The sequence below is a fragment of the Halodesulfovibrio sp. MK-HDV genome, from assembly GCF_009914765.1.
Classification (GTDB): domain Bacteria; phylum Desulfobacterota; class Desulfovibrionia; order Desulfovibrionales; family Desulfovibrionaceae; genus Halodesulfovibrio.
In genome coordinates this window covers 47,920-63,449 of sequence record NZ_WYDS01000009.1, presented here as the reverse complement: position 1 = coordinate 63,449, position 15,530 = coordinate 47,920, and the positions used below count along the sequence as shown (strand labels likewise).

At 45.6% G+C, this 15,530-nt stretch carries 15 protein-coding genes; 3 read left to right on the top strand and 12 right to left on the bottom strand.

Annotated features, from left to right (window positions below; all coding sequences use genetic code 11):
- Positions 1-118: 118 nt before the first annotated feature.
- The 3 genes from MKHDV_RS08730 to MKHDV_RS08720 all read left to right on the top strand — a co-directional run bounded on the left by MKHDV_RS08730 (position 119) and on the right by MKHDV_RS08720 (position 2,953).
- The gene (locus MKHDV_RS08730) at positions 119-1,093 is read left to right on the top strand and encodes a DctP family TRAP transporter solute-binding subunit (RefSeq protein WP_160714368.1); all 975 of its coding nucleotides are present in this window, start codon (positions 119-121) and stop codon (positions 1,091-1,093) included.
- A 75-nt stretch (positions 1,094-1,168) separates the two neighbouring features.
- Positions 1,169-1,669, top strand: coding sequence for a TRAP transporter small permease (locus MKHDV_RS08725; protein WP_160714366.1), 501 nt, complete (start codon positions 1,169-1,171; stop codon positions 1,667-1,669).
- 9 nt (positions 1,670-1,678) lie between these two features.
- Positions 1,679-2,953 carry a TRAP transporter large permease gene (locus tag MKHDV_RS08720; RefSeq protein ID WP_160714364.1) on the top strand — a complete coding sequence of 425 codons (1,275 nt, stop codon included), beginning with the start codon at positions 1,679-1,681 and terminating at the stop codon, positions 2,951-2,953.
- Between the two features lie 60 nt (positions 2,954-3,013).
- Here the strand turns inward: MKHDV_RS08720 and MKHDV_RS08715 are convergent, their stop codons facing one another.
- From MKHDV_RS08715 to MKHDV_RS08665, 12 genes are all read right to left on the bottom strand, one after another.
- Positions 3,014-3,688: a response regulator gene (locus MKHDV_RS08715; RefSeq protein WP_160714362.1), complete on the bottom strand. Its 675-nt coding sequence runs from the start codon at positions 3,686-3,688 to the stop codon at positions 3,014-3,016.
- Between the two features lie 36 nt (positions 3,689-3,724).
- Entirely contained in the window at positions 3,725-5,329 is a 1,605-nt protein-coding gene (locus tag MKHDV_RS08710) for a sensor histidine kinase (protein ID WP_160714360.1), read from the bottom strand.
- Between the two features lie 256 nt (positions 5,330-5,585).
- Positions 5,586-6,605 carry a molybdopterin-binding protein gene (locus MKHDV_RS08705; protein WP_160714358.1) on the bottom strand — a complete coding sequence of 340 codons (1,020 nt, stop codon included), beginning with the start codon at positions 6,603-6,605 and terminating at the stop codon, positions 5,586-5,588.
- 19 nt (positions 6,606-6,624) lie between these two features.
- Positions 6,625-8,193: a BCCT family transporter gene (locus tag MKHDV_RS08700; protein WP_160714356.1), complete on the bottom strand. Its 1,569-nt coding sequence runs from the start codon at positions 8,191-8,193 to the stop codon at positions 6,625-6,627.
- A 41-nt stretch (positions 8,194-8,234) separates the two neighbouring features.
- The gene (yqeC, locus tag MKHDV_RS08695) at positions 8,235-9,029 is read right to left on the bottom strand and encodes a selenium cofactor biosynthesis protein YqeC (protein WP_160714354.1); all 795 of its coding nucleotides are present in this window, start codon (positions 9,027-9,029) and stop codon (positions 8,235-8,237) included.
- A 3-nt stretch (positions 9,030-9,032) separates the two neighbouring features.
- Complete coding sequence (gene yqeB, locus MKHDV_RS08690) at positions 9,033-9,842, bottom strand: selenium-dependent molybdenum cofactor biosynthesis protein YqeB (RefSeq protein WP_160714352.1); 810 nt, start codon at positions 9,840-9,842, stop codon at positions 9,033-9,035.
- Between the two features lie 10 nt (positions 9,843-9,852).
- On the bottom strand, positions 9,853-10,476 hold the full coding sequence (locus MKHDV_RS08685; protein WP_160714350.1) for an NTP transferase domain-containing protein: 624 nt from the start codon (positions 10,474-10,476) through the stop codon (positions 9,853-9,855).
- Between the two features lie 9 nt (positions 10,477-10,485).
- Positions 10,486-10,776 carry a hypothetical protein gene (locus tag MKHDV_RS18705; protein WP_256370007.1) on the bottom strand — a complete coding sequence of 97 codons (291 nt, stop codon included), beginning with the start codon at positions 10,774-10,776 and terminating at the stop codon, positions 10,486-10,488.
- A 10-nt stretch (positions 10,777-10,786) separates the two neighbouring features.
- Positions 10,787-11,470, bottom strand: coding sequence for a xanthine dehydrogenase family protein subunit M (locus MKHDV_RS08680; protein ID WP_216846895.1), 684 nt, complete (start codon positions 11,468-11,470; stop codon positions 10,787-10,789).
- A complete protein-coding gene (locus MKHDV_RS08675; RefSeq protein WP_160714348.1) occupies positions 11,470-13,839 on the bottom strand; it encodes a xanthine dehydrogenase family protein molybdopterin-binding subunit in 2,370 nt (789 codons plus the stop codon). Before MKHDV_RS08675 ends, MKHDV_RS08680 begins: the two co-directional genes overlap by 1 nt.
- Positions 13,832-14,332, bottom strand: coding sequence for a (2Fe-2S)-binding protein (locus tag MKHDV_RS08670; RefSeq protein ID WP_160714346.1), 501 nt, complete (start codon positions 14,330-14,332; stop codon positions 13,832-13,834). Before MKHDV_RS08670 ends, MKHDV_RS08675 begins: the two co-directional genes overlap by 8 nt.
- 131 nt (positions 14,333-14,463) lie before the next feature.
- On the bottom strand, positions 14,464-15,393 hold the full coding sequence (locus tag MKHDV_RS08665; RefSeq protein WP_160714344.1) for a DMT family transporter: 930 nt from the start codon (positions 15,391-15,393) through the stop codon (positions 14,464-14,466).
- Positions 15,394-15,530 lie beyond the last annotated feature (137 nt).

Here is a 15,530-nt window from a genome sequence, read left to right as displayed (position 1 = left end):
TGAAAAAAGAAAATGACATTTTCGTGAACATTATGAACTAAACTATCAACAACAGACCACAATATTGCGTTAGATTTTTGCCGCGTGCTAGATATCCATAAAAAACATGGAGACTACTATGAAGATTTTACGCTGTTTAGTTATGGTCTTTGCGCTTGTGTGTATGCTTGGTGCTGCTTCTGTTCAGGCAAAAACTGTTCTTAAATTAGGACATATTGCGGAACCTGTTCATCCATACGGACAAGGTGCAACTAAGTTTGCCGAACTTGTTACTCAGAAATCCGGTGGCGAAATTGTAGTAGAAGTTTTCCCTTCCTCCCAGCTTGGTAGTCAGAAAGATCTGGTTGAAGGTCTTGTTTTCGGCACAGTCGATATGGCTCTTGTCGGTACCGCAGTGCTTGGTCAGTTCCAGCCGCAAATTTCTATTTTTGACCTTCCTTTCCTTTTTGCCAACCGCGACCACGCCTACAAATCTCTCGATAGTGTTGGTATGAAAATTGGTAAACAGCTTGAACCTAAAGGTATTAAACTGCTCGGTTACATGGAAAACGGTATCCGTCACCTTACCAACAACGTACGTCCTGTTAACACTCCGGAAGAAATGAAAGACCTTAAAGTTCGTGTCATGAACAATAAGGTTTTTATCGAAATGATGAAGTCTCTCGGCGCCTCTCCAACTCCTATGGCTTTCAGTGAATTGTACTCTGCAATGCAGCAGGGAATTGTTGATGGTCAGGAAAACCCGAGTGCTCATATTTGGACAAAACGTTTCTTTGAAGTTCAGAAATATGCTTCTAAAACTGCTCACGCATATTCTCCTGAGCCAGTACTGATTTCCATGGCTGCATGGAGCCGTCTTGATAAGGACCAGCAGAACATCATTCTTGAAAGCGCTAAAGAAGCAATCGCTTGGCAGCGTAAGTTTTCTGCAGAAAAAGATCAGGCATACTGGAATAAAATTCAGGCTTCCGGAAAAATATCTGTAATCGAAGTTGATCGCAGCGTTTTTAAAGAAGCAACAAAGCCAGTATATGCAAAATTTGCATCATTAGTCGGTCAGGATAACTTAGACGCTATTGAAGCGTTACAGTAGTTATCTCGTCCTCTACACATTGTACCCCTGTGACCACGATACGTCGCAGGGGTATAAATATATTTAGGAGGAAAGATGGATTCTTTGCTTAAACGTCTTCGTACTGTTTTATATTGGGTTTCGGTAGGTTGCATGAGTGCAATGCTGTGCATAATTTTTATGCAAGTAGTTACCCGCTATGTGTTTGGATATACATATGAATGGTCAGAAGAGCTCGCACGATTTTTATTTGTATGGGTAGTGTTCCTAGGTTCTGCGCTCATTATGGGGGAGGGCGGACACTTGGCAGTAACACTGCTTGTAAGCAAGATTAAAGGACGACCTTCAGGGACTGTTCTTCAATTCTTTATCAACATTTGCAGTTACATTTTTATCGGATTGCTGTTTACGCAGGGGTGGAAGATGACCTCCGTCATGTCCTTCCAGACATCACCGGGGATGGGGCTTTCTATGAGCTATGTGTACGCTATTATCCCGATTTCAGCGGTGTTGATGCTGCTCTATACCGTGCGTGACACACTTCGCATTATAGCTGAAGCACGTGGCAAAAATTCTGCTGAATTAGCAGAGAGCTAGGGGCACAACATGGAATATTTATTTATTGGTGGTTTCTTAGTACTTACACTTGTTGGTGTTCCGGTTGCATTTTCGCTGACACTTTCCGTGTCCATGTGCTTGTATCTTTTTACAAACACACCACAGGTTGTGCTTACACAGGTTATGTACTCCGGCATTGATTCTTTTTCATTTATGGCAGTGCCGTTCTTCATGCTTGCAGGCGCTTTTATGACCGCAGGCGGGGTAACTTCCAGACTTGTATCGTTTTCGCAGTCACTCGTTGGATCATTCACAGGTGGTCTTGCCCAGGTAGTAACTGTTTCGGGTATGTTTTTCGCTGCAATTTCAGGATCATCGGCTGCAACTACGGCTGCAATCGGCACAACAATGGTCGATGAAATGGAGCGTAATGGGTACGAACGTGAAAAGGCTACCGGCATTGTTGCTGCTGCGGGTACTGTAGGTATTGTTATTCCGCCATCTATTACACTGGTAGTGTATGGGGTAGTTGCCGGAGTATCTATTGGTGATTTGTTCATCGGTGGTTTTGTGCCGGGGGCGCTGATGGGACTGGCTATGTGCCTTGTCAGTTGGTTTTATGCTAAGAAGCACAACCTTACTTCATCACAAAAATTTTCCGTTCGTAATGTTTTATCATCCTTCAAGGAATCCTTCTGGGCGCTGATGACTCCTGTCATTATCATCGGTGGCATTTACGGCGGAATATTTACTCCGACAGAAGCGGCAGCAGTTGCGGCGGTGTACGGTATTTTTGTCGGGTTCTTTATCTATAAAGAGTTGAGCCTGAAAGATGTTCCGAAAATTATCTTTAATGCGGTAATCGGTACCACCATTATTATGTTTATTGTTGGTACTGCTAAGGTCTTCGGCTGGCTGATTACCAACTTGCAGATCCCGCATCACATCGGGGCGTACATGGTATCCATTACGGATTCGCCATTCCTGTTCCTGCTTATGATGAACGTGTTGTTGTTGGTTATTGGTACACTTATCAACGCGTCGGCTGCGGTGGTAATTCTTACCCCAATTTTTCTTCCGGTTGCTGTTACTTTAGGGATCGATCCACTCTTCTTTGGTGTGCTTATGGTTGTTAACTTGGCAATCGGGTGTATCACTCCTCCTGTCGGGCTGGATTTGTTCGTTGCAAGTGCTATTACCAATGTTCCGATTGAGCGGGTGATGCGAGCGACGATGCCTTATCTAGGGGCGCTGCTTGCTGTACTACTCTTTCTGACTTTGTTCCCTGATGTTATCCTCTTCCTCCCAAGGCTATTTTCCTAGCCTGCAAATAATAAAAAAGCTCCGTCTGATCTTTCAGGCGGAGCTTTTTGTTATTGAATGTTATCGGTACCGGTATCTGTTTACCGGACGTCCCACAGGAGCATACTGCGGTTCAAGTGTGACCCTGCTGATTTCAAGTAAATATTCAAGATAGCGCCGTGCTGTAACGCGTGAAATGCCTGATTCGCTAGCAGCTTCCGCAGCAGAAAGAGGAACAGGCGAGCTTTTGAGCGTGGTGCAAATCTTTTTCAGAGTGAATTCCTGAATCCCTTTGGGAAGTTCCAGTGTGGTCTCTTCTGCTGCAAAATTGAGCATTAAGTCGATTTGCTGCTGCTGATATTTTTCACCAATATTTTTCCGTGCGATGAATTTTTGCTGATAGTTTTGTAGCGCCTGTTCTAATCTTGAGAATGCAAACGGCTTTAAGATGTAATCGAACACGCCGGAGCGAAGACATGTGTTAACTGTATCATGCTCTTTAGCTGCTGTGATGGTAATTACATCGACGGGTAATTGTTCTGTTTTGATGGTGTTCAACACATCAATTCCGTTCTTAATCGGCATAAAAATATCAAGAATAACGAGATCAACGTCGTGTTCCAGCAAGTAGTCGATGGCATCTTGACCATTTTCCAGCACGGTAATGACAGTGAAACCGGCAAGGCTTGATACGTATTTACTATGAATATCTGCCACCATTGGGTCGTCTTCAACAATTACTACAGATATTTTCATGTGTTTCCCGTTGTTGAGGATTGAGCAGGAAAAAACTTAATACGCCGTGCTGATAGAACATGCGGAGACAATAGGCAGTGTTATTGTAAACACTGTGCCCTGTTCCGGATCAGATGAGAAGCTGGCGTTTCCGCCGTAAAAATCGGCAATTTTTTTTACGAACCGGAGTCCTAATCCTCTGTGTCCTTCTTTACTGCTTTGTGGTTGCGAAGAGAAGAGGGTAGACGCAATGTTGTCTGGTATGCCTCCGCCATTGTCATGCACTTGCAGACACAATTCACTATCTCCGAGCAGCATTGAAATATGGATTTCAGGAGACGATACACGGCTGTGTTCGACAGATTCAATGGCGTTTTCGATAAAGTTACCAAGAACCAGAGTAATGTCCTGCGACGGAATTCCAATGTCATTATGGATAAAGGACGGTAACGAAAGTTCAATATGAATATTTTTTTCTTCGCACGTCGCAAGCTTACCGTAGAGTAATCCTCGAATCACAGGTGATTCAATATTGTTCTCCAACTGTGAAATAAGTTGGGTACGTAATTCGGCTCCTTGAAGAATCAGAGCCTCTGCTTTCTTATACTCTTTGAAGTGAAGTAGCCCGAGCAGGGTATGCAGCTTGTTTGAAAATTCATGAGCTTGTGCGCGTAATTCGTCTGTAAATTTGCGAACCCCTGTGAGTTCTTCTGCAAGCCTGTGAGCCTCGCTTCGGTCGCGGAAGCAGGCAAGTGCGCCGACTTGCTTATCTTGAATGATGATAGGCTGTACCGTTACGAGGCAAGGGATTCCACCAAGCTTTCGATAGGTATCAAAAATTTCTTTTCCAGATGAGAGCACATCTTCCAAGTACGAGTTGGGGAGGACTGTCGAGATATGTCGTCCAACAGCATTCTGCTTCAGTTTCAAAATTTTCTTTGCTGCGCGGTTGATAACAGTAATGCGTCCATGCATATCCACAGCGATGATCGCATCTTTAACAGATTCAATAACCATTTGATTTTCAGAAAGAAGTTTTGCGATTTCGTGTGGTTCGAAATTGAGCATTTTCTTTTTGATTCTTCCGGCAAGAAAAAAGGCTCCTGTAATAGAGAGAGGGAGGCACAAAAAGAAAAGAAGGACTATTTTGTACCAGATAAGGTATTTGGCTTGGTAAGTCTTAGTGTTAAGAATGCCGACGCTTACAGCTCCAACCTGTGTATCTTGGTAATAGACAGGAACAAATGCTCGCAGAGATGCTCCAAGAGTTCCCACGGCACGCGAAACGTAGCGCTTACCGGAGAAAACTTCTTTTTCATCACCGCCGACAAATGCCTTGCCAATACGGGCGGCAATAGGATGCGAGAGGCGAATTGCATTCATATCCATAACGACCATATAGCTGGCGTTGGTTTTAGCTCGTAACTTTTCAACAATTGTTTGAATAGAGTTGTCAGGAGGTGTCCCGTTGAAGAGCGTTTCTTGAACAACGGGCATGGAGGCGGTAGAGTCTGCCAGAGCCATAACATATTCGGACATGCCTTCATCGATAACCTGCGCAGATATGTTACCGCTGATTGTCGCCACACAGAGTAAGATAAATAGATTAAGCAAAATAGTAAGTCCTGCAATGTGGTATTTAATGCTTAATCTTTTTTGCATGTTGCATCCTGTACTTGTTGAGTGAACATAAAAATGTAGAATCTACACATTTTTCTCATACTTAGCCGGATTATAATAAGCTTTTTTGATACCGAGAACAAGCAGGCAAAAGAGTAGGTTACCCATATTTTATGGGATAGTTGCGGGAAGGATGTTGCGCAAAAAAATATAGTGCGGCGAAGTTATGAAAGAAGAAATAAAAAGAGTCCTGTAGATCGTAATCTACAGGACTCTTTTTATTTCTATAGAAGAATTTTTATTTTCCGAAGCCGCAGACAGGGTAGCGGCATTCAGCACAGCCTTCACAGTATCCACCGTGTCCAAGAGCTACAATATCTTCAGCGGGTACTGAAACACCTGCAAGAATCCGAGGGACGATAACATCGAAGACACTGGCCTTGTAGTACATGACACACCCCGGCAAGCCGAGTATCGGAATATCTCCGAGCTGTGCGTACATAAACATAGCACCTGGGAACATTGGAGCGCCATATGTGATTACATCAGCCCCTGATGCTCGAATTGATGCCGGAGTCTGGTCATCTGGATCAACAGACATACCGCCTGTCAGCACAATAAAGTCGGCACCTTGTTCAACGAATTCATTGATAGCGTTAACGGTAAGCTCTTGTGAATCTGACACGAGCTTCTGACCTAGTATAGTGCTTCCGTATGAAGAAAATTTTGTATGGATAACTGGTCCAAACTTATCTTCTATGCGGCCTTTGTATATTTCGCTGCCAGTTATGATGACGCCGACCTTACATTTCTTGAGAGGGCGTACTTGGATGAGCGGGGCATTGTCGCGAAGAATTTCTTCAGCTTCAGTTACAATGTCTTCTGTAACAACCAACGGGATTACCCGTGTTCCAGCAAGACCTCGTCCTTTCTTAACAAGCTGCATAGTATGGATAGTTCCAAAAATGACATCCTGCACAGAATTGAGCTTTGTGAGCGCTTCAACATTAATATCCAACAAGCCAGTATGGGCAGCGGTAATGTTTACTTTTCCTTCAGAAGGAGCGCTATCTTTCAGCCCTTGTCCCATTGCAGCGGATGCGATGCGCTCTGCCGCATCATTTTCGTGCACATATCCATCTTTTGGGTCGAAAACATAGAGGTGCTCTTTGCCAATATCTAAGAGAGTTGAAATGTCCTCTTGAGTGACAATGTGCCCTTTGTGAAATGCAGGCCCTTTTTCTCCGTTGGGAACAATGCGTGTAATGTCATGACAGAGCATTGTTCCAATGGCGTCTTGTACATGTATAGTCTTCATAGTTCACCTGAAAAGTAGGTTAGTAGCGGGATGATGATCGGCTCGGTGTCCAACCTTCCGCACAGTATTCTTTAAAGAAAGAAGCCAGTCCAAGGGCAACAATGCCAAGAACTGGAAGTCCCACAACAATTGATGCTGTTTGAAGCACTGACAATGGACCATCAATAAGCATGATGCCTATAGGCAGGATACTGAGTGAAACAGCCCAGAAAAGTCTGTTCCAACGGGCAGGCTCCTGATCTGGTTTCAGCATGGTTGTTGTTGTGGCTGCAAGGGCAAAGGAAACAGCATCAAAGGTAGTAGCCATTGAAATAGCCGTTACAAGCGCAAACATGGTTTTGTAGAATGAAGCAAACGGAAGGAAGTCTGCAATAGCCATGATGACTGTTGCACCTTTCATTTCTTGTACCATGCTGATGGCGTCAAGCTGTCCTGTCAGTTGCAGGTGTAATCCAAAGTTACCAAAGATGAGGTAAAACATGGCGCAGCCGGAAGATGCCGCGATCACAGGGCCTAGTACAACTTGACGTACAGTGCGCCCGCGAGAAATTTTAGCAATGAACAGGCTCATAAACGGCGCATATGCGACAAACCACGCGTAGTAGAAAATTGTCCAAGCCTGCGTGAATCCTTTATGTCCTACAGGGTCCATCCATGTTGCCATGCGGAAGAATTCTGAAACGAGAAGACCGACAGAAGAAATTGCCATGTCAGTCAAAAAGACTGTGGGGCCTGCAATGAAAACAAACAGCATGAGTCCGAGTGCAATATAGACGTTGAAGTCGGAAAGCCTGCTGAGCCCTTTTTTAAGTCCAAGGCAGGATGTGGTGGAGAATATTAGTGTAATGACAACAAGAATAGCTACCTCAAGCCCAAAGGAATGTTTGATTCCTGTGACCGACACAACACCGGCGGCGACAATAGGAATACCAAGACCGAGAGCTGTTGCTGATCCTGCAATGAGTCCGGCCATAAAGAGTATGTCGATAACTTTACCAGGCCAGCTGTAAACGCGTTTACCAAGGATGCCTTTGCAGGTTTGAGATATGTTGAGGATTGGGACATTCTTTACGTAATAGCTATAGCCAATCGGGACGGCTAATATTGCATAAATAGACCAGCAGATAGGCCCCCAGTGGAACATTCCATAGGCGCATCCCCACTCTGCAGCTTTCCATGTTCCGGCAGGTTCACCGTGCATTGGAAATGCCATGTAGTATGCCCAGTCAATAGAACCGCCGAACATGATGCCAGCTCCGACACCAGCGCAGAACAGCATACCTATCCATGAAAAGGTGGAATATTCAATGGTATCACCCAGTCGCTTTTGGCTCAGTGGGCCAAAGGCAAACCAGAGAATAATTCCAAAGGCTCCAAGAGCAGCCAGCATATAAAGCCAGCCCATTTCAACCGTAACAAAATCGAACAGATTATTGATAATGAGTTCTCCCTTTTTAGGGAAAACAAGTAGCGGGAAACAGCTCGCAATAATGAGAGAGAACGCACCGAAAAAGCATATTTGGCAAATGGTACGATTCGAAATTTGTGAAGAGGCAAGCAAAGCTTCAGTGCTTTTTTGAGAATCCATGTAGTGCCCCCTTGCAGCATGATACTGAAGTTATGGAATGGCTATGATGTGATAACCACTTCGGTTTGTGTGTCAGAGATGTTGAAAATTTTTCTGTGCTGAGCAGAGCACGCAAGCCATATGATGTCAGTTGGGTGTTGGCTCTGTTTTGAGTGAATGGTTTCAACAGCCTCAAGTGTGTTCGGGATGTCCATCTTGTTTAAAAAAACATATTTCTGGCTTGTTGCAGGGCAGTGCTGAAACAAGCCTTTGGGCGATGTCGCCAATGTGATTAGGTCGGCTGGGGTAATAGTTTCCCCGTAGCCGCGTCCCGTAAGTTCGGTGAACAGTTCATGTCGATGCACCGTGTTATTTGAAAGTGGAGTATTGAGAGCGTCCAGTCCCATAACACCGATGCAGACCTCTGTTTCAACGGGGATAACTGGCTCATGCTGGTTCGGTGCTTTTAGTGGTTTGCGAGCCGCACCGTCGCCTTCCACTAGAATACAATCAGCAAGTTTTGAATGTAGAAGCATTGAGATATCTTCTGGCGATATTCCAATAAGTTTTTGTAACTGAGCATCATAACGGGACGCCACGGTCACTGTAGAATGAATTTCCAGAGCAGATGCAATCTCGGCTAAAAAGTCGGATGCATCTGCCTGAAGAATTACTTCTCCTGATTCTGGAAAAAACATCTTTGTCGTTGTCGTGGTGATGACGCGTTTTTCCATTCCTTTAATTGCCGAAGCAATCCAGAACATAATAGATGTCTTACCACCGGCACCTGTCAGCGTTATAAGCTGAGGTAGGGTGGGGAAAAGTACTGTATGTTTTGGGATAGCTTGGCTGGACATGGGCTACTTCTTTGCGAAAAGGTGTGCGCAAATTGCTTCAAGCACGCCGCCACCAATGGATAAAGCTTTATCGGAAACTTCACCGCAGTAGGCCGGATCGTTACGAGGGTCTACATCAGCTATTTTAGTGCCCTTTTGTACCGGTGTTCCGTTTGGAAGAAGACCACGGAGAACACCGTCAATGGTTGCTGCAATCGGCTGAGTATTTACGTACCCGATAAGATCGCCTTTTTTGAGCATTGCGCCGATATCGCTTTGAGTTGTGAATACTCCAGCTTCATCAGCCCAGTGAACACGCTCTGTTGTAAAGCCTTTTACAGAACCTGGAACGCCCGTGTTGGGAATTGCTGAACCTTCTGTAATGACTCTGCTTAAGTAATGCCCACGCTTGGTTTCTACAGAAGCATGAACATCTTCTCCCGCAGTAAAGCCAGGTCCAAGGCCAATGACGAGCGGTGCCATTGAAATTTTGGTGCCGATATTTTTCTTGGCAATAATCGCATCAATAAGCACATCGGGTTTGACAGTTTCCAGACATGTAGCCTTAGGGTCACAAATAACTGGAACCATACCTTTAGCCCATACTTCTGATATCTCAGAGCACTGAGTGCAGTGTTTGGCTGTAATTTCTTCGACCATTACTTCCTGATGGTAGATCGCTTCTGAAAACACAACTTTGCGGCGAACAGCCAGCGGCTTTTCTGTTTCAAGCATGACAATGTTTCGCATTCCGGCTCGGTAAAGTCGGAGTGCTACGCCAGTGGCGAGATCGCCAGCACCACGGATTGCGATTGTAGGTATCAATGTTTTCATAAAAGTCTCTCTACAGTCCTGTATCGTAGCGTTTGAGAAGCAGTTCATATTGCTCCTCAGTGTCTACATCAACAAACGGGCCGATTTCGTTAATTTTAACTAATCTGATAGGAAGTCTCGGAGTTGCAAGCAATGGCCTTGCGCCAGTGTCGCCCTCAAGCTCCAATACTTTTTCAAACCACTGTTGCGGAATCGTAATAGGATTACCGCGCATCCCTTCTTGCATGGGAATGACCCAATTGTGCGGTTCCTGAGAAAACGACCAGATAAGGTGGTTTATGACCTCAGGAGTAAGCAACGGTAGGTCTCCGAGCAACGCCATCGCGCCTTGTGTGTCATCTGGAAGGCTACGGATTGCAGCCTTCAGTGATTCAGCTTGGCCGGCTGTTCTTCTTGGACTGTACACAACAGTGCACTTCGCAAGATCAAGTTGTGATTCAAGTTCAGAATCGACAGGAAGAACAACAACGATAGAGTCCAAAAGAGACTCGCGTGCGGCATTAATTACATGCTGCACGATTGGTTTTCCTCGAAAAGACAGAGACAACTTATCCCTGCCCATTCGGGTTGAAGTACCGGCAGCTAAAATGACGCCTGTAATGGCAGCTTTTTTTTGCTGTAAGTTTTCAGTCATGTGTAGTCGCTATTTTGCGCATCCAATGAGTGCATCGAGGACACTGGTTTTTGCTAACTGCACTTTATACAGGTTTTGGAAGAGCGGTTTAGCGTCTGCAACAGCAGCTTCAGCGGCAAGTTGTGCTGTCTCTTCTGTGAGCTCTTTCCCTATAAGTAGCGCTTCAGCGTCTTGGCATCTGCGAGGGTTATTATGCACTCCATTCAAGCAAATACGGGCTTCTGTCACCTTGCCGTCGGAATACGACAGTGAAGCTGAGCAGTTTACTAACGCGAAATCGACGGATTTTCTGTATGCTATTTTTATAAAGCTACTTTTTTGCGTTTTCGACAGGTGTTGGCACGAAAATTTTTGTCACAATCTCATTGCGATCAAGAATTGTTGAACCTGCACCGTTTTCTGCGCTGAAAAATTCATCAATCGGAATTTGCCGTTTGGTGGTTGTTACAACAGCATTAAGTGCAACAAGAGCCGGAGCTGTATCGCTCGGGTTAACTGCAATGCATTTGCAGACTGCGCCGAAAATTGAGTGGAAACGATGATCGCCCGGAACAGCTAAACATCGTTTTCCGCCTTTACGTACACAATCAATACTGCCACCAATTTTGTCCGGGTACCTGTAGTACCAGCATCGGTTTTCCTGACAAATGTTGCCTGCGATGGTTCCCATGTTACGGAGAATAGGAGAAGCAGTTCGACGAGCCGCTTCAGCGAGTCCCGCCCATGTTTTCTTAACAGATTCGCATTCTGCAATCTCGGTAAGCGTAACAAGCGCACCAATATGTAAACCATCTTTTTCAACCGTAATGGTGTTCAACGCGGGAATGGTTTTGATATTGATGATGGCTTCTGGGAATTCCATCCAGAGGTTATCTTTGAGGCAACCCATTAGATCACTGCCGCCAGCGATTACGTAGGATGAATTTTCGTATGTGTCTAATAATTTTACAGCTTCTTCAATTGTTGAAGCGTCAAAATGCTTGAAGCGTTTCATTACTTTTTCCTCCGGGAAGGCTGAATCTTACCAAGACCCGTAAGGATTTTATCTGGGGTGAACGGGGTCTCAATAATTCGCACACCAGTCGCGTTGAAAATTGCGTTAGAGAACGCTGCAAGGGATGGACAAGCCGCACCTTCACCACAGGCTGTTGCGCCGAACGGATGGGTCGGATCACCCGGTTTTTCGATTACAATCGGTGTTACGTCGCAATCCATGGTGGTGCAGTGGCGGTAATCAATCCAGTTAGGAGTCATAAGCCAGCCGTTACGCTTGTCTGCAATGCAGTCGTTCGCAAGCATGGCGTTATCGACGCCGTGGCGGGATGTGGAAAGCTGGCCTGCAACAATTTTCGGGTTGAGTGCTTTACCGACGTTTTGCGCCATGACTACATTTACATTCGAAATCATGCCTGTTTCAGTATCAATATCTAAAGAGATAAACTGAGCACCTTTTTCTTTCGGAATGTATACTTGGTCTTCTTTACCGTCTTTTAAGCCGTTAGGATGCGGTGAGTTGTTGACGTAATAGCCAGTGACTTCATGGATGCCACCGTAGTGTCCACGCGCACCGAATGCTTCAGCAAAAGAGAGCCCTTTGTCTGGTTCAGCCGTAATGAAGATACCTTTTTCATTAATGCTTAATGCCAGAGCAGGAACACCCAGTTTAGTCGCGGCAAGCTCAAGAACCTGTCGTTTTGCATCCATAGCGGCTTCATACGTTGCCCAGCCCTGAATCCATGTGCCACAACTGTTTGCAACAAGTGTCGCAAACGGTGTTGAATCAGTATCCTCACAAACCAAACCGACCTTTTTGTATGGAAGGCCAAGTACGTCTGCAACAATCTGGCACTGAACTGTGTGCTGTCCTTGTCCGATATCAGCAACCGCGCATACGAGAGCTGCGGAACCGTCCGGATAAATTTTGACCATTGCTTCACTGGAGTTACCCGGGCCCGGGCGACCTGCGCCCATTGCAAAAATAGCAACTCCGAGTCCGTGGCGGATTCGACCTGTCTTTTTGCTTGGATGAACCCATTTGTTTTTCCAGTCTAAATATTCTGCACCTGCATCAAGGCAGTCTCTGATGCCGGAAGAAGAAATGTATGCAGACTTGTAAACAAGCGGGTCCCAGCCGGAATCAATGTCGCCTGTGCGCATGCAGTTTTTTTTGCGAATTTCAACAGGGTCCATTCCCATTTGCTCTGCGGCAATGTCCATGGTGGTTTCTACAGCAAACACACCTTCAGGTGCTCCGTATCCCTGCCAACCGGCAGCTGGAAAACGGTTTGTATGCACGTAATGGATTTTGCCTCGCTGGTGCTTGCAGTTATGTGCATAGAGCACAGAACCGGTTGCGAGCATGGCGTTTTTAGCAGGGTACTTGTCTCCGCCGGAGCCAGTTTCCTGCCAGTGTGCCAGATCCATGGTGGTTAATGTACCGTCTTTTTTAAAGCCGATTTTGACATCGGTTATGCTGCCTCGAGACCAGCCGGAAACCATTTCTTCTTCTCGCGAGTAGGCGCAATGAACTGGCTTTTTAAGATCAAGGCAGGCAAGGCTGGCAATAAGCAGATAATGGGAGGCTATGTTGCGATCGAGTGGGAATGCGTTTTTTCCGCCGAAGCTTGAGCCGGTGAACGGTGATACATAGTTGAGCATAGTTGAGCTGATGCCGAGTGCTTGCGCCAGACACAACTTTTCATCATGCATGCCTTGGGAGTGTGTGTGGACATGCAATTTGCGACCATCAAAGTTAGCTGTACAGCCGCGTGGCTCCATTGCCGGAGACTTGCAGTACGCATATTTGAGGTTCTTTTGCTCAACAATCACATCTGCTTCTGCAAAGCCTTTTTCAATATCTCCAAAGCCGTTGTATTCGGCAGGAGTTTTCGTCTTGAACAAGCGCGTCTCTGGATCGCGGTCGCTAAGCAGGGCGTGGAATTCCCAATCATTGCAGTTTGGAATTCCATCAAAAACTTGTGGTGCATCCGGCTTCATTGCGTCTTCAAGGCTGACAACGAATTTTTTCTTTTCGTATGTAACATCAATCAGCTCTAAAGCTTCTTCTGCAATGGTTTCGTCATCTGCGATAACAGCAGCAACCAGATCACCTACATAATATAAGGTATTACGAAACGCTTTTGGGTAGTTTTCGTACGTCATTACGAGGTGGACACCTTCAAGTGCTTCTGCCTTTTCGGTGTCTATCGTGAGGATCGTAGCTGCGGGATATGGGCTACGTAAAATACGGGTTTGCGACATACCGGGGAAGATGAAGTCAGCATAATATTTTGCAGCGCCGGTAACACGTGCAGCACCGTCTTTCTGGCGCACAGAGGTGCCGATGGAATTGGCTTTAATCATGTGCTTGCTCTCCGGACATTTTTTTTGCTGCACTGCGTACTGCGTTAAGAATGTGTTCATAATTGTTGCAAATACATATGTTGCCACCGAGCGCTTCTTTGATTTCTTCATCGCTTGGCAATGGATTTTTAAGAAGTAATGCTTTGGTAGACAAGATCATGCCCGGTGAACAAAAGCCGCATTGTGCGCCGTATTCTTCAAGCCATGCTTCTTGAATAGGATGAAGTTCACCGTTTGCTGACAGACCTTCAATGGTCTCGATGTGTTTATTCTCTTGCTCAATGGCGAGAATCATACAGGCAGGGACTGCTATTGAGTCGATGAGGACAGTACATGCACCACAGGCACCTTCTCCACATGCTTCTTTAGTTCCTGTGTGACCACAGTCGTTTCGAAGAACTTTAGAAAGAGTCCAGTGCGGCTCAACATACAGCGAATGTGTTTTGTCGTTGATATTGAGGTGTATGAGTTTTTGCTGTTTGGTCTTTTGCATAATGACAAATCCTTACATTGTTCATTATGTGCGGCGTAAAGGTAGGTCGCACAGGGGCGCACCGATGGGCGCTTGGCAGGGATGAAAAGTACGGGTGGAGAATTTCTCCACCCGTGAAAAGGAGCTATCGACTACGCCTCGTTAAGAACGGTCTCAGTTTTTTCAACTGATTTTGGAGTGCGGCTTGCCCACACAATACCGCCAATAATGAGCGCTCCACTGATGAGATGAACTGTGCCCATTGTTTCACCGAGGAATACAAAGGCGAATAATCCACCCCATAACGGGAGACTGTAGTAGATCATGCCGGATGTTGCCGGTCCGGCATATTGGAGACCGAGGTTCCATGTGAACCATGCAATGATGGATGAGCATACTGCTGAGAAAACGATACTGAAGAAAACGATGCCGTTCATGTTAAAGACCATTGATGGCTGTGTAGATTCCCAGATAACGCATGGGAGAAGCATCAGCACAGCAAAGAATGACATGAGGGACAGAATAGTAAGTTGTGAGAGCCCTTCTGGGATTTTACGCAGGATAAGGCTGTATACAGCAAACCCGACAGCAGCCAGAAGCATAAGGAAGTCGCCTGCTGCAAACTGGAGACCGAGGAGTCGGGACATTTCGCCATTACAGACGAGATAGAAGGAACCAATAAGTGCGACAGTACAACCGAGCCATGTGTTGGTAGTTTGTTTCTGTCCCATCATTGATGAGATAATAACAATAAAGATCGGTGTAGTAACAGAAATGAGTGACAAGTTGATTGCTGATGTTGTCTGAGCAGCGAAATAGCTGAGCGGAGAGTAAGCGGCAACACCTGTTAAGGCAGCGGCAAGAATTTGTGGCAGGAATTTTTTAGCAATCGGCCACTCTTTTTTTACTTTTGGAAGAGTGAACGTACAGAGAATGAGCAGAGCTACAAACCAGCGTGTAGCGCCAAGTGTCATAGGGGAAATTTGACCTACAGCAAGGCGTGCAACAACGAAAGCACCAGCCCAGAGCATTGTGGCAAGTAATGCGCAGGCAATTCCGAAATATGTCTTGTTCTTAAACATTAAAACATCTCCCTTCTAAATAGTTTCACCTCGTTAGTGTGCTGTTGATGTAACAGCATCCTCTCTCGGGGGATGATGCACGGATAAAAACAGAGCAATGTATCGTTACGTTTTAAAGATACTGTGACGATTGTTCT

Excerpts from the sequence above, each read along its gene's own strand:
- MKHDV_RS08730 (WP_160714368.1), top strand. The coding sequence starts at position 119 with ATGAAGATTTTACGCTGTTTAGTTATGGTCTTTGCGCTTGTGTGTATG.
- MKHDV_RS08725 (WP_160714366.1), top strand. The coding sequence starts at position 1,169 with ATGGATTCTTTGCTTAAACGTCTTCGTACTGTTTTATATTGGGTTTCG.
- MKHDV_RS08720 (WP_160714364.1), top strand. The coding sequence starts at position 1,679 with ATGGAATATTTATTTATTGGTGGTTTCTTAGTACTTACACTTGTTGGT.
- MKHDV_RS08715 (WP_160714362.1), bottom strand. The coding sequence starts at position 3,688 with ATGAAAATATCTGTAGTAATTGTTGAAGACGACCCAATGGTGGCAGAT.
- MKHDV_RS08710 (WP_160714360.1), bottom strand. The coding sequence starts at position 5,329 with ATGCAAAAAAGATTAAGCATTAAATACCACATTGCAGGACTTACTATT.
- MKHDV_RS08705 (WP_160714358.1), bottom strand. The coding sequence starts at position 6,605 with ATGAAGACTATACATGTACAAGACGCCATTGGAACAATGCTCTGTCAT.
- MKHDV_RS08700 (WP_160714356.1), bottom strand. The coding sequence starts at position 8,193 with ATGGATTCTCAAAAAAGCACTGAAGCTTTGCTTGCCTCTTCACAAATT.
- yqeC (WP_160714354.1), bottom strand. The coding sequence starts at position 9,029 with ATGTCCAGCCAAGCTATCCCAAAACATACAGTACTTTTCCCCACCCTA.
- yqeB (WP_160714352.1), bottom strand. The coding sequence starts at position 9,842 with ATGAAAACATTGATACCTACAATCGCAATCCGTGGTGCTGGCGATCTC.
- MKHDV_RS08685 (WP_160714350.1), bottom strand. The coding sequence starts at position 10,476 with ATGACTGAAAACTTACAGCAAAAAAAAGCTGCCATTACAGGCGTCATT.
- MKHDV_RS08680 (WP_216846895.1), bottom strand. The coding sequence starts at position 11,470 with ATGAAACGCTTCAAGCATTTTGACGCTTCAACAATTGAAGAAGCTGTA.
- MKHDV_RS08675 (WP_160714348.1), bottom strand. The coding sequence starts at position 13,839 with ATGATTAAAGCCAATTCCATCGGCACCTCTGTGCGCCAGAAAGACGGT.
- MKHDV_RS08670 (WP_160714346.1), bottom strand. The coding sequence starts at position 14,332 with ATGCAAAAGACCAAACAGCAAAAACTCATACACCTCAATATCAACGAC.
- MKHDV_RS08665 (WP_160714344.1), bottom strand. The coding sequence starts at position 15,393 with ATGTTTAAGAACAAGACATATTTCGGAATTGCCTGCGCATTACTTGCC.